The organism is Phaeobacter sp. CECT 5382 (assembly GCF_001457775.1).
In the GTDB taxonomy this organism is placed as follows: Bacteria; Pseudomonadota; Alphaproteobacteria; order Rhodobacterales; family Rhodobacteraceae; genus Pseudophaeobacter.
The window spans coordinates 110,156-127,777 of sequence record NZ_CYSG01000003.1; the positions used below are offsets into that span (position 1 = coordinate 110,156).

The window sequence follows — 17,622 nt, forward strand, 5'->3', positions numbered from 1 at the left end:
GCATAAAGCTGCATAAACAAGACAGGCCGCCATGACATCTCTTCGCCAAGACGCCAGAACTCTCTTTGAAGTTGCAGTAGAACGGGCCGATCCGGCGCAGGCTTTGCGCGCGGCACTGCAGGATCAGCCCCTGTCGCCCCTGTCGCCAGAGGGGCAGACATATATCATCGCGATTGGCAAAGCGGCTGTGCCGATGATGCGCGAAGCGCTGACCCTGATCCCTGCCCCCCATCAGGCTTTGGTCGTGACCAATCCGGAAAACTGCTGCGAGATCCCCGGCGCCCGCGTTCTTGCCGGATCCCACCCGGTCCCGGATCAGGCCAGCGCCGAGGCCGGTCAGGCTGTGATGGACCTACTTGCGCAGACAAGTGCACAGGACCGGGTTGTCGCGCTGATCTCGGGCGGCGGATCGGCACTGATGGTGGCCCCAGCCGCAGGCCTTAGCCTCGCAGACAAGACTGCGGTCAATCGTGCCCTTCTGGCCTCTGGGCTGGAAATCAACGAGATGAATCTGATCCGCCAGCAGCTTTCTCAACTCAAAGGCGGCGGCTTGCTGCAACAGGCTGCGCCTGCTGCGGTGCAAGCCTTTATCCTGTCTGATGTGATTGGCGATGATCTGCGCGCCATTGCTTCCGGTCCGACCGTTTCTGCGCTGGGCAGCCGGGCAGAGGCACAAAGCCTGCTTAAAAACTGTGGGATCTGGCAAGATATGCCCGAGACGGTAAAAACCCACTTCGCAACCGAAGCGCCAAAGCCTGTGCTACCCGCAGCGCAAAACTGCCTCATCGGGTCCAACCGGCACAGCCTTGATGCCATGGTGCAGGCAGCGCGCGCCGCCGGGTGGCAGACCACCCTCGCAAGCGATCACCTGACAGGCGATGTCAGCGCCGCTGTCGAAGAAATCCTGCAGGCAGCAAAGGCTGCCCCCAAAGACTGCCCCATCGCGCTGATCTTCGGTGGAGAAACCACCGTGCGCCTTGTGGGTGACGGGCGGGGCGGGCGAAATCAGGAACTGGCACTGCGACTGGCGCAACGGGGCGCGACAGAACTGACCGGTGACTGGCTGTTTCTGTCGGGCGGCACCGATGGCCGCGATGGCCCCACAGATGCGGCGGGCGGCATCGCCACGCCCAAAACATGGGCTGCCATTGCGGAAGCTGGCGCAGATCCGGCAGCGCTGCTGGCCAATAATGACAGCTACGCCGCCCTCAAAGCTGCCGACGCCCTGCTGATGACCGGTGGCACCGGCACAAATGTTGCGGATGTTCAGGTATTTTTGCGCCGCCCTGACTGACCCGTCAGATCAGCGACTTCAGAGCTCGATCTTGTCGAGATCATTGAGCAGGTCCAGCAAGGCTTCATATCGCTCTTCGCCCATCTTTTCGCGGGTGCGGGCTACCAGTTCCAGACTGGCGGCGATATTGGCCTCGATGATCTCTTCGCCTGCAGGGGTGATCTTGATCACCTGACGCCGCCGGTCAACGGTATCGCGGGTGCGATTGATCAGCCCCTTTTCATCCAGCTTTTGCAGGATGCGGGTCAGGCTGGGCAGCAGCAGGCAGGCCTCTTCGGCGATCTGCGTCGGGTCAATACCACCGTTCTCCTGCACCACCCGCAGAACCCGCCATTGTTGCTCTGTCAGGTTAGCATCGCTCAGCAGGTTTCGAATCGGTCCCATCACGCGTTCGCGGGCGCGCAAAAGTGCGATTGGCAGTGATCGGGAGGTGGATGGCAAAGTCTTTGTCATCCGTATTTATCACCCAATATCCACGGCAAAGGCAATTGCCGCTTGGCTTTTTCTACAATTTGACAGCCACATGAATTATTGCTACACATGTTAAGTAAATAAAGGGAGCCGTGCGTCATGCCGCATTTCACACTGGATTATTCGGCCAATGTAGAAACCCATACCGATATCTCGGGCCTGTGTGACTGCCTGCGCCTGGCTGCGATTGAAACCGGTGTTTTCCCATTGGCGGGGATCCGGGTGCGGGCCTTTGCCGCCAACCATGTGTCGATCGCCGATGGCGATCCCAAACATGGCTACATCGACATCTCCGTGCGCCTGCGGGCCGGCCGTGACCTGGAAACCCGCAAGGCCGCAACGCAAGCAATCTTTGACGCGGTGCGCAACTATCTGGCACCCGCCATGGACGCGCACTCCCTCGCGCTGTCCCTCGAGATGCGCGACATCGACCCAGCGCTTTCTCCTAAATGCGGCACAATCCGCGACCATATGCAAAAGGTGGACCAGCCATGAGCGATCTCAACCAAAACATCGAGACCCTGAAATCCCATCTGGCGCGGTTTCAGGACCGGGGTATTGAAAACCTGATTGATGGCTCCTCCTGCCCCGCAATAGACGGCCAAACCTTTGCCACCACATCGCCAGTGGATGAAAGCCATATCGCCCATGTGGCGCGCAGTGGCGCCGCCGATATCGATGCCGCCGCCCGCGCCGCCCGCGCCGCCTTTCCCGCCTGGCGCGATATGCCCGCGCTGGAGCGCAAGAAGATCCTGAACCGCATTGCTGATCTGATCGTTGAGCGCGCCGAAGAGATCGCCCTGTGCGAATGCTGGGACACCGGTCAGGCGCTGCGGTTCATGTCCAAGGCCGCCCTGCGTGGAGCCGAGAATTTCCGCTTTTTTGCCGACAAGGCTACATCCGCCCGCGATGGCCAGCAGCTGCAATCGCCAACGCTGATGAACGTCACCACCCGCGTACCAATCGGTCCAGTGGGCATCATCACGCCCTGGAACACACCCTTTATGCTGTCGACCTGGAAGATCGCCCCTGCTCTGGCGGCGGGCTGTACCGTGGTGCATAAACCGGCTGAATTCAGCCCACTTACTGCCCGTATTCTGGCCGAAATCGCCCATGAGGCCGGTCTGCCAGACGGAGTCTGGAACTTGGTCAACGGCATGGGCGAGGACGCAGGTAAGGCCCTTACCGAACATTCTGATATCAAGGCCATCGCCTTTGTCGGTGAAAGCAGTACCGGGTCACGGATCATGGCGCAGGGCGCGCCAACATTGAAACGGGTACATTTCGAATTGGGCGGCAAAAACCCGGTGATCGTCTTTGACGATGCCGATCTTGACCGCGCCCTGGATGCGGCGATCTTCATGATCTACTCATTGAATGGCGAGCGCTGCACCTCGTCGTCGCGGCTGCTGGTGCAAGACAGCATCGCCGATGCGTTTGAGGCCAAGCTGGTCGAGCGGGTGAACAACATCCGCGTCGGCCACCCACTGGATCCCAACACCGAAATGGGACCGCTAATCCACAAGGTGCATTTCGACAAGGTGACATCTTATTTCGACACTGCCCGCGAAGATGGCGCGGTGATCGCCGCAGGTGGCACGCGTCATGGCGATACCGGCTGGTTCGTACGTCCCACCCTGTTCACCCAGGCGCAAAACGATATGCGCGTCGCCCAGGAAGAGATCTTTGGCCCGGTGCTGACCTCGATCCGGTTCAGTGATGAGCAAGAGGCTCTAACATTGGCCAATGCGACCGATTATGGTCTCACAGCCTATCTCTGGACCAATGATCTGAGCCGCGCCATGCGTCTTACCAACAGCATTGAAGCCGGGATGATCTGGGTGAATTCGGAAAACGTGCGTCACCTGCCGACCCCCTTTGGTGGGGTCAAAGCCTCGGGTATTGGGCGCGATGGCGGCGACTGGTCGTTTGAATTCTACATGGAACAAAAACACATCGGCTTTGCCATTGGCCAACACAAGATCCCGCGTCTCGGCGCCTGATCGCTGAGCAAACACTGGAAACGCGCGCCCTTCGGAGGAAAGACAATGCCCGTACCTGCCCCTAATCTTTATCCTGCCTTCAACATCGTTCGCTTGTCCCATGTGGAATATGGGGTTACCGACCTTGCGGCGAGCCGCGCCTTTTATGTCGACACCCTTGGCCTGCAAGTCACGCACGAGGATGAAAACCGCATCTATCTGCGCGCCATGGAAGAACGTGGCCACCACTGCATTGTTTTGGTCCAGGTCGGCAAAGCCGAGGTCGGCGTGCTGGGGTTCAAGCTTTATGACGAGCCAGATCTCGACAAGGCGGCGGAGTTTTTTGCTGCCAAGGGCCTGCCCATCGAGTGGGTCGACCGCCCCCACATGGGGCGCACTCTGCGCACCCGTGACCCCTGGGGGATCCCACTGGAGTTCTACGTCAAGATGGATCGGTTGGAGCCGATCCATCAGAAATACAGGCTCTATAATGGGGTAAAACCGCTGCGCATCGATCATTTCAATATGTTCAGCGCCGATGTGGATGCCTCTGTCGCCTTTTACAACGAGATTGGATTTCGGGTCACCGAATACACAGAGGACGACGAAAGCGGCAAGGTCTGGGCGGCCTGGATGCACCGCAAGGGTGGCGTGCATGACGTGGCCTTTACCAATGGCTTTGGCCCACGCCTGCACCACACGGCATTCTGGGTGCCGACACCGCTGAATATCATTGATCTGCTCGACCTGATGTCCACCACTGGCTACGTAGACAATATTGAGCGCGGCCCCGGACGGCACGGAATTTCCAATGCATTTTTTCTCTATGTGCGTGACCCGGATGGCCACCGGATCGAGATCTACTGCTCGGATTACCAAACCGTTGACCCAGACCTTGAAGCGATCAAGTGGTCGCTCAAAGATCCGCAACGCCAGACCCTGTGGGGCGAGCCGGCACCGCGCAGCTGGTTCGAGGAAGGCTCCACCTTTGAAGGCGCCGAGCCACAGCAAAGCGCGCTCACAGCACAGCCGATCATTGCACCCTGACACATACAAGCTCGGCCCTCCCTAAAGGAGGATCGAGCGCGGCCCGAGCCGAGCTCGGGGCAAGGAGAGACAAGATATGAAATGGGATGAATTTTCCGACTGGGGCCGCCGGATTGCTGACTGGACGCAGGACTATCACCAGACCGTTGGTGAACGCCCGGTGCGCGCCAACACAGAACCGGGTGATATCCTGAACGCCCTGCCCGCCACGCCCCCCGAGGGCGGGACCGGTATGGAGGCGATCTTTGCCGATTTTGAAGAGATTGTGATGCCAGGTATCACCCATTGGCAACACCCACGCTTCTTTGCCTATTTCAACTCCAACGCTGCCGCTCCATCGGTGCTGGCTGAATTCCTTGCGTCCGCCATCGCGCCGCAGTGCATGCTGTGGCAGACTTCTCCGGCGGCGACCGAAATGGAAACCCGGATGATGGACTGGCTGCGTCAGGCGCTGGATCTACCCAGCGAATTCCAAGGCGTCATTCAGGACAGCGCATCATCAGCTACTTTGGCAGCGGTGCTGACCATGCGGGAAAAAGCGCTGAACTGGCAGGGCAACCAACAGGGACTGTTTGCGCAGAAACCACTGCGGATCTATTGTTCTTCAGAGGTGCATACCTCGGTGGATCGCGCCATCTGGGTGGCCGGTATCGGCCAGCAAAACCTGGTGCGCGTCCCCATCAAAGGCGACTGGCGCGGCATGGACCCCGCCGCACTGCGGGCAGCCATTGAGGCCGATCTCGCCGCCGGATTGCAGCCTGCCGGGGTGATCCTATGTGTTGGTGGCACCGGCACCGGCGCCACCGATCCGGTGGAGGACTGCCTGCAAATCGCCCAAGAATACGGACTCTATTCCCATGTCGATGCGGCCTGGGCAGGCTCTGCCATGATCTGCCCGGAATACCGCCATTACTGGCCCGGGATCGAAGGCGCAGACAGCATCGTTTTCAACCCGCATAAATGGCTGGGTGTGCAGTTCGACTGCTCCGCCCATTTCCTGAAGAACCCCGATGATCTAGTGCAAACGCTGGCGATCAGTCCCGAATATCTGAAGACCCACGGCAAGGATGGCATCATCAACTATTCCGAATGGTCGGTGCCGCTGGGTCGTCGTTTCCGCGCGCTCAAGATCTGGTTTTTGATCCGCACCTACGGGCTGGAAGGGCTGCGCGCGCGCCTGCGCAATCACATCAACTGGTCCAACCAGCTACATGAAAAACTCAAGTTAGAGCCTGATTTTGAGATCATAACCCCGCCCATGTGGTCGCTCTGGACCTTTCGCTATGCCCCCAAGGGCGCAACTGACCTGGACGATCTAAATCTGCGACTGGTCAACGCCATCAATGATGATGGCCGTATTTATCTGACCCAGACCCGCGTCGATGGCGATCTGGTGATCCGCTTTCAGGCCGGACAGTTTGAAACCACCGAAGATGATGTGATGATGGCCCATACCGTCATCACCGAAATAGCAAGAGGGCTTTCCTGATGCGCTTTGCCACCTATACCGCCGCAGGCGAAACCTTCTATGGTGCCGTCACAGAGGCGGGCATGATCGCCCTGTCGCCCCTGTTCCCGGAATGGTCGACACTGCGCGATGTGATCGCCGCACAAGGGCTCTCCAGCCTCGAAGGTTCTGCACAGGGTATGGCTGTCACCCATAGGGATTTCACCTATCAGATCCCGGTGCCCAACCCGGAAAAGATCCTCTGTGTTGGGGTGAATTTTCCTGATCGCAACGCGGAATACAAAGACGGCACAGCGCAGCCGAAACACATGTCGTTGTTTCCGCGCTTTGCGCGATCCTTTACCGGGGCGGAAAGCTCGCTGGTACGCCCGCCGGAAAACCACACGCTGGACTACGAGGGCGAGGTCGCCATTGTCATCGGCAAAGGTGGACGGCGTATCAAAGCGGAAGACGCTTATGAGCATATCGCGGCACTGACCCTGTGCAATGAAGGCACCATCCGCGACTGGGTGCGTCATGCCAAATTCAACGTCACGCAAGGCAAAAACTGGGACAATTCCGGCGCCATTGGTCCCTGGCTAGTGCCCTTCACCGATGCGGCGCAACTGGATGACGCTCGCATTGTCACACGGGTCAATGGCGAGGTCCGGCAGGATGATGTTCTCAGCCGCATGATGTTCCCGATCCGCGAAGAAATCGCCTATATTTCTACCTTCACCACGCTGGTGCCCGGCGACGTGATCATCACCGGCACGCCAACAGGTGCGGGCGCGCGGTTCGATCCGCCGAAATATCTGGTGCCCGGCGATGTGGTCGAAGTCGAAGTCGAAGGTATCGGGATCCTACGCAATACAGTCGCGGACGAGTTTGATGGGGGCCCCGCATGACCCCCGATCAGCACCAATCCGCCGCCGAAATGCTGCTGCAGGCCGAAGCCACAGGCCAGCAATGCGGGCTGCTCTCACTCGCCTATCCCGGCATGACATTGGAAGATGCCTATGCAGTACAACAGGCTCTAATACAGCTGAAATTGGCCTCGGGGCGTCGCAAGGTTGGCTGGAAGATCGGTCTGACCAGCCGCGCCATGCAGCAGGCGCTCAACATCACCACCCCGGATAGTGGCGTGCTGCTGGATGACATGGTGTTTGAAAACGGCGCCACTGTGCCCGCAGGCCGGTTTATCCAACCCCGCATCGAAGCTGAGATCGCCTTTGTGATGAAAGCGCCTCTTGCCGGGGCCGACTGCACGCGCGAAGACGTCATTGCCGCGACCGGTTTTGTGGCACCCTCTCTGGAAATTCTGGATACCCGCATTCTGCGCGCCGATCCCGAAACCAGGCAGGCCCGGATCATCACCGATACCATCAGCGACAATGCCGCAAATGCTGGCATCGTTCTGGGCGAAGCGCGCCACTCAACTGACGCGCACGACCTGCGTTGGGTCGGAGCTATTGTCGCCCGCAACAACGTAGTCGAGGAAACCGGACTGGGTGCAGGTGTGCTGAATGATCCGGTGACCTCTGTGCTATGGCTGGCACGCCGCATGGCCGAATATGGACAAGTGATCGAAGCTGGGGATATCGTCCTATCAGGGTCCTTTATCCGGCCCATTGAGTGCCCTTCCGGCAGCGAGATAAAGGCCGATTTCGGAGCCTTTGGCTCCGTTGCCATTTCATTTGAATAGAAAGCCGATTGCCATGCCCGCGCCCAAAAACACCTTCAAAACCGCTCTCGCCAACGGTGAACGTCAAATCGGCTGCTGGATGAGCTTTGCCGAAGGCTCGGTGGCCGAGATCATGGGCACCGCCGGATTTGACTGGCTGGTGATTGACGGCGAGCATGGCCCAAATGATATTCGCTCAATCCGCGATCAGCTGATGGCGCTGGCCGCATCCCCGAGCCACCCTGTCGTGCGCCTGCCAATTGGCGAGACCTGGATGGTGAAACAGGCGCTGGATGCCGGGGCGCAAAACATCCTGATCCCGATGGTGGAAACTGCCGAACAGGCGCGCGAGATGGTACGCGCCTGTCAATATCCGCCCCATGGCACCCGTGGCGTTGGTGCCACAGCAGCACGGGCAACCATGTTTGGCTCAGTATCTGACTATATCCAGACTGCCGATCAGGAAATCTGCCTGCTGTTGCAGGTGGAAAACCGCGCAGGTATTGAAAACCTTGATGAGATCCTTGCAGTTGAAGGCGTTGATGGGGTTTTCATTGGCCCCGCCGATCTGTCGACAGACATGGGCCATCAGGGCAACGCCGCCCATCCCGAGGTCCGCGCCGTCATTGCTGATGCTATTACCCGGATCAAGGCGGCCGGCAAGGCACCGGGTATTCTGGGCGTCAGCGATGAAGCCACCCAAGCCTATTTCGATATGGGGGCACAGTTCCTTGCTGTTGGCCTCGACGTGATGATCTTGGCACAAAACGCGCGCCACCTTGCTGCGACGTGGAAAGAAAAGTAGTCCCCTTACGGGGGAGTTGCGCGACGTACGTATTTCCCTGCAATTGACCAAAATATGAGGCCGCCGTTAGCCTGAAGGCACAGGAGCGTGACTGCGCCAGCCATGAATTGGCGCGCCCTCAGGGAGGAACGACATGAAACGTACTTTGCTCGCAGGAATGGTTTCTGCACTGGCGCTGGCTTCAGCCGCCGCCGCAGATATCAAGATTGCCCATATCTATGGCAAGACCGGCCCGTTTGAGGCCTATGCCAAACAGTCCCATGACGGGCTGATGCTGGGGCTGGAATATGCCACCGGAGGCACCATGGAGATCAACGGCGAAAAGATCGTCGTGATCGAAAAAGACACACAGCTAAAGCCGGAAAACGGCAAGGCGCTGCTTGAAGAAGCCTACGGTGACGACGAAGTTGATCTGGCCATTGGACCGGTCAGCTCGGGCGTGGCCCTGGCGATGCTTCCGGTTGCTGAAGAATATGAAAAAATCCTGATCGTCGAGCCCGCCGTGGCCGACAGCATCACTGGCGCCAACTGGAACCGCTATATCTTCCGCACTTCGCGCAACTCGTCGCAGGATGCGGTTTCCAGCGCCATTGCGCTGGCCGGTGACAATGTCAAAATCGCCACGCTGGCGCAGGACTACGCCTTTGGACGGGACGGCATTGCCGCCTTCCGCGAAGCCCTCGCCGCCAAGGGGATTGAGCTGGTCCACGAAGAATACGCCCCCACCGACACCACCGATTTCACCGCAGCCGGAGAGCGTATTTTCAATGCGATGAAAGATCTTGACGGTGAGAAAAAGCTCTTTGTGATCTGGGCAGGCGGTGGCAACCCGCTGGGCAAGATTCACGCTATGGATCCAAGCCGCTTTGGCATCGAATTTGCCGGTGTCGGCAATATCCTCGCCGCGCTGAAAGGCTTCAAGGACTATGAAGGCATGGAAGGTGGGACCTATTACTACTATGAGCTGCCCGACAACCCGGTGAACGACTGGTTGGTGAAAACCCATTTTGAGCGCTTTGACGGGCCGCCTGACTTCTTCACCGCTGGCGGCATGACCGCAGGTATCGCAGCAGTTGAAGCGATCAAAAAGGCGGGCTCCACCGACACTGAAGCACTGATCAGCACGATGGAAGGCATGGAGTGGGAAACTCCCAAAGGCACCATGCAGTTCCGCGCTGAAGATCACCAGGCACTGCAGCCAATGTATCACTTCAAACTGACTGTGCAGGACGGTGTGGAGTGGGCCGTGCCAGAACTGGTGCGCGAGCTGAGCATCGACGAGATGCCGGTGCCAATCCGCAATCAGTAACCCTGTTTGCACTCACAAATTATGGCCCGGGGACAGCTTTCCTGGGCCATAACTACAAGCTCCCCCTGGCTGCACCAATGCTGGCTGCAGAGCCACTCTTGCCCCGGTCCATCCCGCCACAAATGGCCAGCGAGCCGTCGTATCACCCTCGGCACCTTAGTGTTCCTGCGGCTGAAGATCAGAGATCATGATGACAGAACCAATCCTAAAAACCACCGGTCTGACAGTCCGTTTTGGCGGCCACGTGGCGGTTGATGCGGTCACTTGCGCCTTTAACGCCGGAGAGCTCACCGCGATTGTCGGCCCCAATGGCGCGGGCAAAACAACCTATTTCAACCTGATTTCCGGCCAGATCCCAGCCTCGGCTGGGCAAGTGCATCTGCGTGGCGCAGACATCAGCCGCGCCTCAGTCTCAAGCCGCACCAAGGCGGGCATCGGCCGCGCGTTTCAGCTGACCAACCTGTTTCCTGGCCTCACTGTATTGGAAAACCTGCGTCTGGTGGTGCAGGCGAAACAGGGTCGTGGTTTTAACCTCTGGTCGATGGTGTCGCGGCATCAGGATCTGACGGATGAGGCCGAAGCAATTCTCGCCCGCGTGCGCCTGCTGGATCAGCGCGATCAGGTGGTTTCGGAACTGTCGCATGGCAACCAGCGCAAGCTCGAAGTCGCACTGCTGATCGCACAGGACCCCGATGTCTATATGTTTGACGAACCAACGGCCGGCATGAGCGTCGATGAGGCCCCCGTGGTGCTTGACCTGATTGCCGAGCTGAAAGAGCAACAGGACCGCAGTATCCTGCTGGTCGAACACAAGATGGATGTCATCCGCACCCTCGCCGATCGCATCATCGTTTTGCACAATGGTGCCCTTGCCGCCGATGGTCCTCCGGCAGAAGTTATGGCTTCGGATGTGGTACAAGAGGCCTATATGGGGCGCGGACTCGAAGGGATCCTGGCTGATGTCTGATACTGCACTTCTGACGCTAGAAGGCGTTTACACCAACATCGCTCAGTATCACATTCTGCAGGGAGTCGATCTGGTGGTACCGCGTGGCGGTGTCACCATGCTGCTGGGACGCAATGGCGTCGGCAAGACCACGACCCTGCGCAGCATCATCGGCCACTGGCGTGCCCATCAGGGGCGTATTCTGTTTGACGGGCAGGACATCACCAAACTGGCCACCCCGGCCATTGCCCGGCTCGGCATAGGTTTCGTGCCCGAAGACATGGGTATCTTTGCCGACCTCACGGTTGAGGAAAACATGGTGCTGGCCGCCGTGTCTGGCCCGATCCATTCCGCCCGGCTCGACTGGATCTTCACCGCCTTCCCGCCACTCAAGACCTTTTGGAAATCACACGCGGGAAATCTGTCGGGCGGGCAGAAACAGATGCTGTCGATTGCCCGCGCCATGGTCGAAGAGCGCAAGCTTTATCTGATCGATGAACCCACCAAGGGCCTTGCCCCCGCGATCATCTCCACCATGGCCAAGGCTCTGAAAGACCTGAAAGATCAGGGATCATCAGTACTGTTGGTCGAACAGAATTTCGCCGTCGCAAAGGCGCTGGGAGACAGTGCCAATGTGATGGACGATGGCCGCATGATCTGGTCCGGCGAGATGGCAGAACTGGGGCGCGATGCTGCCCTGCAAGAAAGGCTCATGGGCCTCAGCATGGAGGCACATTGATGGCCCTTGCAGCCCCCCGGCTACGCTTCGCCCTTTGGCTCTCTAGTGGAGCAAAACCCCACAGACTACTGGAGGCCGCCACATGAGCGCCGCACCTGAACATGCCCCGACAATGGCGCAGGCCACCCTGGCCGAGCGGATCGGCCCCTTTATGCCGGTTCTGCTGGTGCCGCTGCTGGCCCTTGCGGGTTTTGTCGCCATCATGAATCCCGCCAGCTGGCTCACTCTGACGGTCTCGGGCCTCGCTATGGGCATGATGATTTTTCTCATGGCCTCGGGCCTGACACTGGTTTTTGGCCTGATGGATGTCATCAACTTTGGCCATGGCGCCTTTGTCTCGGTCGGCGCCTTTGTTGGCATCACTGTGTTGATGGGGCTGGGGCATCTGACCGAGGCCCCCTCGCTGATGCTAAACCTCGGCGCCGTCCTTCTGGCGGTGATTGGCGCCATGCTGGCTACAGGGGCCATGGGCTGGGCCTTTGAAAAAATCATCGTCGCGCCGGTCTACGGCCATCACCTGAAACAAATCCTCGTCACCATGGGCGGGCTGATCGTGGTCGAACAGTTGATCATCGTTCTTTGGGGTCCGGAAGAAATCTATTTCAACCGCCCCGAAGCCCTGAAAGGCGCGATCACCTTTGCCGGGGCCGCAATCGAGAAATACCGCCTGGTTGCCGTTGTGGTCGGATTGGCGGTCTTTGCCGCCATGCGCTGGGTGCTGCGCCGGACCAAGATCGGCCTTATCGTGCGTGCAGGCGTGGAAAACGGTGAAATGGTCGAGGCCCTTGGCTATCGTCTCAAACTGGTCTTTGTCGGCGTCTTTATCGCGGGCTCCGCACTGGCCGGTCTTGGTGGTGTCATGTGGGCGCTCTACCAAGAGGTCATCACCGCCCATATGGGCAACCACGCGATGATCCTGATCTTTATCGTGGTGATCATCGGTGGGCTTGGCTCGGTCGAGGGCTGCTTTATCGGCGCCCTCCTGGTGGGGCTGATGCAGAACTACATCGCCTTTATCGAGCCCAAAGCAGCCCTGATTTCCAATATCGCTCTGATGGTCACCATTCTGATGTGGCGTCCCATGGGCATGATTCCGGTGGTAAAAGCAAAATGATCCGCTCCCTTCTGTCTGGCGATATGCCACGTTCGCTGCCTCTGGCACTGATCCTTGGTGGCATCCTGCTCTGTCTCGCCCTAGCACCGTTCCTGTTTCCCGGTGTGCGCACAGTGGATACGGCAGCGCGGATCTGCATTTTCATCGTGCTGGTCGCCAGCTATGATTTACTGCTGGGATATGGCGGCATCGTCAGTTTTGCCCATACCATGTTCTTTGGCATCGGCGCTTATGGCGTCGCGCTCACCTCTACCCATATGGGCCGCGGCTTTGACGCGATCGCGATCGGAGCTCTTGCTGGCGCCACCCTGGCCGCTGCTCTGGCGCTGCTGATCGGGCTGTTTTCGCTCAGGGTGCGGGCGATCTTTTTTGCCATGATCACCCTGGCAGTTGCCTCGGCCGTAGCGGTGCTGGTCAGTCAGCTTTCAGGTCTCACGGGTGGTGAAGACGGGCTGACCTTCAAAACCCCGCGCACGCTGGGACCGGCCTTCAAATTCGGCAAAGAGGTGTTTGACGGCACCCTGTTCGGCGTCAAACTCAATGGCAAGCTACTCGCCTACTACTTTGTTTTCACCGGCGCACTGGTGTTGTTTTTGGCTCTGCTACGGGTGGTGAACTCTCCGTTTGGCAGGGTGCTGCAAGCGATCCGCGAGAACGATTTTCGCGCCGAATCCATTGGCTACCGTGTGGTTTACTATCGTGTCGCCGCGACCTGCCTTTCGGCGGCTATTGCCGCACTGGCGGGATCACTTTACGCAGTCTGGCTACGCTATGTCGGTCCCGATACCGTACTATCGATGGAGCTGATGGTCGATATCCTGCTGATGGTGGTGATCGGCGGAATGGGCACGCTCTATGGTGCGATGATCGGTGCAACCCTGTTTGTCTTGGCGCAGAACTACCTGCAAAACCTGATGGGTGCGGCCTCCGGCCTTGTCGAAGGCCTGCCCCTCCTGCCAGAGCTGCTCAGCGCCGATCGCTGGCTCCTATGGCTCGGTGTGCTGTTCATTCTCAGCGTCTACTTCTTTCCGACCGGTGTCGTGGGCCGCTTGCGAGGGGATCGGTAGGGTCACGACTCGTGTCAAGGGCCGCAAATGCAGCCGTGCGAACAGCGCGGTTTACCCTTGACGCGCCCACCTTCAAGACAATCGTAAAAGGCCATCACGGCAGACCTGTCCCTGATGGCCTTCTCAACAAAGATCTGTCTTTCTGTCTTGGCGCCGCGCAGCGGCGCCGGGCCCAACGAAAATTCGGGGATCTTTGATCCACTGATTTTGGGCGGGAGCCCCCCGTTTGACTGGTGACCTCAGCGCAGCAGTTTGCCCTCGGGCCAGCTCATTTTGGTATCCAGGCGGATCACGCGATCCTCTCCAGGGGCCAGGTCGAACTCCCAGGCCAGGATTCCACGTTGACGATCAACATTTTCCTCGTTGGGAGCGGGCCGCGCGCTCCAGGTGATCTCCAACTCTTCCTGCTCGGTATAGGGAACCCGATCGATCAGGCGCACTGGCCAATTTTTGCCCGTCAGGTTCTCCACGGAAATCTCAACTGTTTCCTCTTGCTGGTTGCTCCGCGAAATCATCCCGCGTTCACCTTCGCTTTTTTGCAGCACATCGCGTGTAAGGCGTAAGCCCCGGATGGCCCCAAAGCCCAGCTCAGCCTCCTGCCCCGCTGCAAGCCCTGCGAAGGAACTAAATGTGACCAGTTTGCCATCGACAAAATGTGGCACCCAATCGGCGGCCAACAGATCCTCGGCAAAGGTATTGGTGAATTTGGCCACCCGATACGCAGTCTCATCGCGCGCAGGTACCGCAACTGCTGTGACCTCGACCCCGGTTTCCAAACTGTCCATATCCAGTCGCAAAATATCTGCGCCCGATGCAATCGTGACCGGATGTTCAAAATGATAGGTCACCCCCGGCCCGCTGGTATCGGCGCCCCAGCTTGCCCCTGCAGCGTCTTCCATGATGACCGGTTCCGCCATCGGTGCCGGAACTGCGGCTTCGGCATAGTCCCCCAGCGCAAGCGTGCGTTGTTTGGCTTGCGGGCGCGGATCAGTAATGCGGCGCAACACTGGTGACAAATGCGAGGGCGCGCCCTGTTCTCCCGGTTGCTGGGTCGAGATCGTCAGATCCACCGCCTCCCAGTTCTCACCTGTCTGCTGTGTCACCCCAAAGGCGCGCTGCAGCGAAACCTTGGCATCCGCACCTGTGGTCAGGTGCCATTCATAATTCGGCTCCGAATAGACCTCACCTTCGGAGAAATACCGCAGCACCAAGGCCCCTGCACCGGCCTCGGGCACATCCACCTCAATCGCCAGATAGAGCCGATCCTGATCTTCGCGGGCAATCGCCTCCAAGGTTTGCCGCGCGGCAGCCAGTTCCTTTTCCAACGCCTCCAGCCGGTCTTCTATGTTGCGTGCACGGGTCTGGGCCGCCAGCGCCTGCTTGCCTGCCGTGTCGGCTTCGGCTGAAATCATCCGGGCAATATCGCGCAGGGTATCGGGTCCTGCATCGGCCAGACCTTCGTTGCTGCCCAGCTGTTCCAGAAAGCCAATCGCCGTCCTGGCCGCAGCGGCCTCACTGCGGGACTGAGCCGCCTCATCCTGCACCGCTTGGATACGGGTTTCGATCTCTTTGATCGTCATCTCGGCAGCAATCACCTCGGGATCATTCCCGTCGCGGGGCGGCACGCCGTCTTCGCGAAACAGCAGCGCTGTCTGATCGGCTCCGGTCAGGTCGATCTGCAGCGTCGAAAGATCCGCAGTTCGTGGAATATTGCTCAAAATCAAACGGTGGTGACCCGCAGGCAGATCAAGATCCGCACGGCGGGTGATTTCTGCCGCCTGCGGAAACACTGTGACTTCGGCGACCCGACTGGTGACCGCAATATCATCGGCCCAGACAAAAGACGCCGCAGAACTGGCCAGGATGGAAAGAAGGGAAAGGGAAAGGCGCATATGAAATCTCAATCTGATGATAGAAGGCTTTGATTTTGGAAGCAGGGAGAGAACCCGGCTTTTGGACCAGCTCAATAACACTCATAGTAGAGGGTGTAGTCTCCGGCAAAAGCAAGAGTTGCCACAGGATGCCGGACAGGCAATTACCAGCCGAACGCGCAGATACGGGTCGAAATCTGGCGCCTGAAAAAACAAAAACGGCGCCATTCTGGCACCGTTTTGATCCACTGCGGCGCAACCAAAATCAGGTCGGCCAAAGGTACTATCTCAATCTTTGAAACGCAGGTTCAGTGCTGCGCCGCATCCATGTTTGCCACCAGGCGGGTTGGGGCTTTGCGCACCGGCAATACCCGCTTGAAACGCTGTTCCAGATCTTTGGAAGGGAAACCCAGAAAGCCGCAGGTGCAGATTTTGACATGGCTCTGGGCATCAAACAGATGCATATGGCCTTTGGCCCGCTTCATGTAAAAGCCCTTGTCCTGCAGTCCGCTGCGCAGCTCTGACCAGGTCTTGGCGCTTTGGAAATTTGGCGTCAGCAGAATACGCAGCTGGATTGCCATTTCGGTGTCCATACGGCGCTGGTCGCTGGCGCTGGACCAAGCCGTCTGCTGCATGGCGGCCTCACCGGTCGTCTGTGTTTCGCGTTCAAAGTCCTTCGAATACATAGCTCACGTTCCCTTTTCAAATCCCACTCTCAGGATATTGGGTTTTGTGGCCAGATTTGGGCAGCCCTGCAAAAGAATGAGGGCCGCCTCTTGCGAAGCAGCCCTCCTATCCAAAAGTGTAAAAAGCTTTAGCCTTTTTTGAGCACTTCGCGGCCCAGAAGTTCGGCAATTTGTACAGCGTTCAGGGCAGCGCCCTTACGCAGGTTGTCGCTGACGCACCACAGGTTGAGACCGTTATCAAGCGTGGAATCCTGACGTATCCGGCTGATAAAAGTGGCAAAATCACCAACGCATTCAACCGGCGTCACATAGCCGCCGTCTTCGCGTTTATCGATCACCATGATGCCGGGCGCCTCGCGCAGGATGTCGCGGGCCTCGTCTTCGTCGAGATGGTCTTCTGTTTCAATATTGATCGATTCAGAGTGACCAACAAAGACCGGAACCCGCACGCAGGTGGCCGTTACCTTGATCGAAGTGTCGATAATTTTCTTGGTTTCGGCGACCATTTTCCACTCTTCCTTGGTGGAGCCGTCGTCCAGAAAGACGTCAATGTGCGGAATCACATTGAAGGCGATCTGCTTGGGGTACACCGTCGGCGGCACTTCTTTGGTCGGGTTGTAGATGGCTTTGGTCTGCTCCCACAGCTCATCGATCGCATCCTTGCCCGAGCCGGAAACCGACTGGTAGGTCGAAACCACAACGCGCTTGATCTTGGCCCGGTCATGCAAAGGCTTCAGCGCCACAACCATCTGCGCAGTGGAGCAGTTGGGGTTGGCGATGATATTTTTCTTGGCATAGCCGTGAATCGCCTCAGGGTTCACCTCAGGCACGATCAGCGGGATATCGGGGTCGTAGCGGTAGAGCGACGAGTTATCGATCACCACACAGCCTGCCTTGGCGGCCTTTGGCGCGTAGATCTTGGTCGCGTCAGATCCCACGGCAAACAGCGCCATGTCCCAGCCGGTAAAATCAAAGGTGTCGAGATCCTGGGTCTTCAACGTTTTGTCGCCGAACGTCACCTCGGTTCCCAGCGATTTACGGCTGGCCAGAACGGCAACCTCATCCGCAGGAAACTGGCGCTCTGCCAGGATGTTCAACATTTCGTGGCCCACATTGCCTGTGGCGCCAACGACGACGACGCGATAACCCATTTTGTTTCT

Annotated in this window: 17 protein-coding genes; 13 read left to right on the top strand and 4 right to left on the bottom strand. The window is 58.6% G+C overall.

From position 1 onward, the window contains the following. Positions 1-31 precede the first annotated feature (31 nt). Positions 32-1,294: a glycerate kinase type-2 family protein gene (locus tag PH5382_RS04315; RefSeq protein ID WP_058333131.1), complete on the top strand. Its 1,263-nt coding sequence runs from the start codon at positions 32-34 to the stop codon at positions 1,292-1,294. An 18-nt stretch (positions 1,295-1,312) separates the two neighbouring features. Here PH5382_RS04315 and hpaR read toward each other — a convergent pair whose 3' ends face one another. Beyond that, a complete protein-coding gene (gene hpaR / locus PH5382_RS04320; RefSeq protein ID WP_058333132.1) occupies positions 1,313-1,747 on the bottom strand; it encodes a homoprotocatechuate degradation operon regulator HpaR in 435 nt (144 codons plus the stop codon). A gap of 117 nt (positions 1,748-1,864) precedes the next feature. Between hpaR and PH5382_RS04325 the strand changes: the two genes are divergently transcribed. The 12 genes from PH5382_RS04325 to PH5382_RS04380 all read left to right on the top strand — a co-directional run bounded on the left by PH5382_RS04325 (position 1,865) and on the right by PH5382_RS04380 (position 13,905). After that, positions 1,865-2,260 carry a 5-carboxymethyl-2-hydroxymuconate Delta-isomerase gene (locus PH5382_RS04325; protein ID WP_058333133.1) on the top strand — a complete coding sequence of 132 codons (396 nt, stop codon included), beginning with the start codon at positions 1,865-1,867 and terminating at the stop codon, positions 2,258-2,260. After that, a complete protein-coding gene (gene hpaE, locus PH5382_RS04330) occupies positions 2,257-3,768 on the top strand; it encodes a 5-carboxymethyl-2-hydroxymuconate semialdehyde dehydrogenase (protein WP_058333134.1) in 1,512 nt (503 codons plus the stop codon). Before PH5382_RS04325 ends, hpaE begins: the two co-directional genes overlap by 4 nt. A gap of 45 nt (positions 3,769-3,813) precedes the next feature. Continuing rightward, positions 3,814-4,794, top strand: coding sequence for a 3,4-dihydroxyphenylacetate 2,3-dioxygenase (gene hpaD / locus PH5382_RS04335; protein WP_058333135.1), 981 nt, complete (start codon positions 3,814-3,816; stop codon positions 4,792-4,794). A 76-nt stretch (positions 4,795-4,870) separates the two neighbouring features. Continuing rightward, positions 4,871-6,283, top strand: a complete 1,413-nt coding sequence (locus PH5382_RS04340; RefSeq protein WP_058333136.1) for a pyridoxal phosphate-dependent decarboxylase family protein — start codon at positions 4,871-4,873, stop codon at positions 6,281-6,283. After that, a complete protein-coding gene (locus tag PH5382_RS04345) occupies positions 6,283-7,149 on the top strand; it encodes a fumarylacetoacetate hydrolase family protein (RefSeq protein ID WP_058333137.1) in 867 nt (288 codons plus the stop codon). The genes PH5382_RS04340 and PH5382_RS04345 overlap by 1 nt, the downstream gene beginning before the upstream one ends. Then, on the top strand, positions 7,146-7,946 hold the full coding sequence (gene hpaH / locus PH5382_RS04350) for a 2-oxo-hept-4-ene-1,7-dioate hydratase (protein WP_058333138.1): 801 nt from the start codon (positions 7,146-7,148) through the stop codon (positions 7,944-7,946). Before PH5382_RS04345 ends, hpaH begins: the two co-directional genes overlap by 4 nt. 13 nt (positions 7,947-7,959) lie before the next feature. Next, positions 7,960-8,730: an HpcH/HpaI aldolase family protein gene (locus PH5382_RS04355; protein ID WP_058333139.1), complete on the top strand. Its 771-nt coding sequence runs from the start codon at positions 7,960-7,962 to the stop codon at positions 8,728-8,730. A 133-nt stretch (positions 8,731-8,863) separates the two neighbouring features. Further along, positions 8,864-10,039 (top strand): substrate-binding domain-containing protein, encoded by a 1,176-nt coding sequence (locus PH5382_RS04360; protein ID WP_058333140.1) that lies wholly within the window; start codon positions 8,864-8,866, stop codon positions 10,037-10,039. Positions 10,040-10,229: 190 nt separating this feature from the next. Further along, positions 10,230-11,006 (top strand): ABC transporter ATP-binding protein, encoded by a 777-nt coding sequence (locus tag PH5382_RS04365; protein WP_058333327.1) that lies wholly within the window; start codon positions 10,230-10,232, stop codon positions 11,004-11,006. Next, entirely contained in the window at positions 10,999-11,724 is a 726-nt protein-coding gene (locus PH5382_RS04370) for an ABC transporter ATP-binding protein (RefSeq protein ID WP_058333141.1), read from the top strand. The genes PH5382_RS04365 and PH5382_RS04370 overlap by 8 nt, the downstream gene beginning before the upstream one ends. A gap of 82 nt (positions 11,725-11,806) precedes the next feature. Continuing rightward, positions 11,807-12,838 carry a branched-chain amino acid ABC transporter permease gene (locus tag PH5382_RS04375; RefSeq protein WP_058333142.1) on the top strand — a complete coding sequence of 344 codons (1,032 nt, stop codon included), beginning with the start codon at positions 11,807-11,809 and terminating at the stop codon, positions 12,836-12,838. Beyond that, a complete protein-coding gene (locus PH5382_RS04380; protein ID WP_058333143.1) occupies positions 12,835-13,905 on the top strand; it encodes a branched-chain amino acid ABC transporter permease in 1,071 nt (356 codons plus the stop codon). The genes PH5382_RS04375 and PH5382_RS04380 overlap by 4 nt, the downstream gene beginning before the upstream one ends. 239 nt (positions 13,906-14,144) lie before the next feature. Here the strand turns inward: PH5382_RS04380 and PH5382_RS04385 are convergent, their stop codons facing one another. From PH5382_RS04385 to PH5382_RS04395, 3 genes are all read right to left on the bottom strand, one after another. Beyond that, positions 14,145-15,797: a DUF4139 domain-containing protein gene (locus tag PH5382_RS04385; RefSeq protein WP_058333144.1), complete on the bottom strand. Its 1,653-nt coding sequence runs from the start codon at positions 15,795-15,797 to the stop codon at positions 14,145-14,147. Between the two features lie 287 nt (positions 15,798-16,084). Beyond that, positions 16,085-16,462, bottom strand: coding sequence for a hypothetical protein (locus PH5382_RS04390; RefSeq protein ID WP_058333145.1), 378 nt, complete (start codon positions 16,460-16,462; stop codon positions 16,085-16,087). 128 nt (positions 16,463-16,590) lie between these two features. Continuing rightward, positions 16,591-17,613 carry an aspartate-semialdehyde dehydrogenase gene (locus PH5382_RS04395; protein ID WP_058333146.1) on the bottom strand — a complete coding sequence of 341 codons (1,023 nt, stop codon included), beginning with the start codon at positions 17,611-17,613 and terminating at the stop codon, positions 16,591-16,593. Positions 17,614-17,622: the final 9 nt, after the last annotated feature.

What these genes read in the sequence shown, in the direction of transcription:
- hpaR (WP_058333132.1), bottom strand. Translation starts at nt 1,747, where the DNA reads ATGACAAAGACTTTGCCATCCACCTCCCGATCACTGCCAATCGCACTT.
- PH5382_RS04360 (WP_058333140.1), top strand. Translation starts at nt 8,864, where the DNA reads ATGAAACGTACTTTGCTCGCAGGAATGGTTTCTGCACTGGCGCTGGCT.
- PH5382_RS04365 (WP_058333327.1), top strand. Translation starts at nt 10,230, where the DNA reads ATGACAGAACCAATCCTAAAAACCACCGGTCTGACAGTCCGTTTTGGC.
- PH5382_RS04355 (WP_058333139.1), top strand. Translation starts at nt 7,960, where the DNA reads ATGCCCGCGCCCAAAAACACCTTCAAAACCGCTCTCGCCAACGGTGAA.
- PH5382_RS04325 (WP_058333133.1), top strand. Translation starts at nt 1,865, where the DNA reads ATGCCGCATTTCACACTGGATTATTCGGCCAATGTAGAAACCCATACC.
- hpaH (WP_058333138.1), top strand. Translation starts at nt 7,146, where the DNA reads ATGACCCCCGATCAGCACCAATCCGCCGCCGAAATGCTGCTGCAGGCC.
- hpaD (WP_058333135.1), top strand. Translation starts at nt 3,814, where the DNA reads ATGCCCGTACCTGCCCCTAATCTTTATCCTGCCTTCAACATCGTTCGC.
- PH5382_RS04395 (WP_058333146.1), bottom strand. Translation starts at nt 17,613, where the DNA reads ATGGGTTATCGCGTCGTCGTCGTTGGCGCCACAGGCAATGTGGGCCAC.
- PH5382_RS04390 (WP_058333145.1), bottom strand. Translation starts at nt 16,462, where the DNA reads ATGTATTCGAAGGACTTTGAACGCGAAACACAGACGACCGGTGAGGCC.
- PH5382_RS04385 (WP_058333144.1), bottom strand. Translation starts at nt 15,797, where the DNA reads ATGCGCCTTTCCCTTTCCCTTCTTTCCATCCTGGCCAGTTCTGCGGCG.
- hpaE (WP_058333134.1), top strand. Translation starts at nt 2,257, where the DNA reads ATGAGCGATCTCAACCAAAACATCGAGACCCTGAAATCCCATCTGGCG.
- PH5382_RS04380 (WP_058333143.1), top strand. Translation starts at nt 12,835, where the DNA reads ATGATCCGCTCCCTTCTGTCTGGCGATATGCCACGTTCGCTGCCTCTG.
- PH5382_RS04375 (WP_058333142.1), top strand. Translation starts at nt 11,807, where the DNA reads ATGAGCGCCGCACCTGAACATGCCCCGACAATGGCGCAGGCCACCCTG.
- PH5382_RS04315 (WP_058333131.1), top strand. Translation starts at nt 32, where the DNA reads ATGACATCTCTTCGCCAAGACGCCAGAACTCTCTTTGAAGTTGCAGTA.
- PH5382_RS04340 (WP_058333136.1), top strand. Translation starts at nt 4,871, where the DNA reads ATGAAATGGGATGAATTTTCCGACTGGGGCCGCCGGATTGCTGACTGG.
- PH5382_RS04370 (WP_058333141.1), top strand. Translation starts at nt 10,999, where the DNA reads ATGTCTGATACTGCACTTCTGACGCTAGAAGGCGTTTACACCAACATC.
- PH5382_RS04345 (WP_058333137.1), top strand. Translation starts at nt 6,283, where the DNA reads ATGCGCTTTGCCACCTATACCGCCGCAGGCGAAACCTTCTATGGTGCC.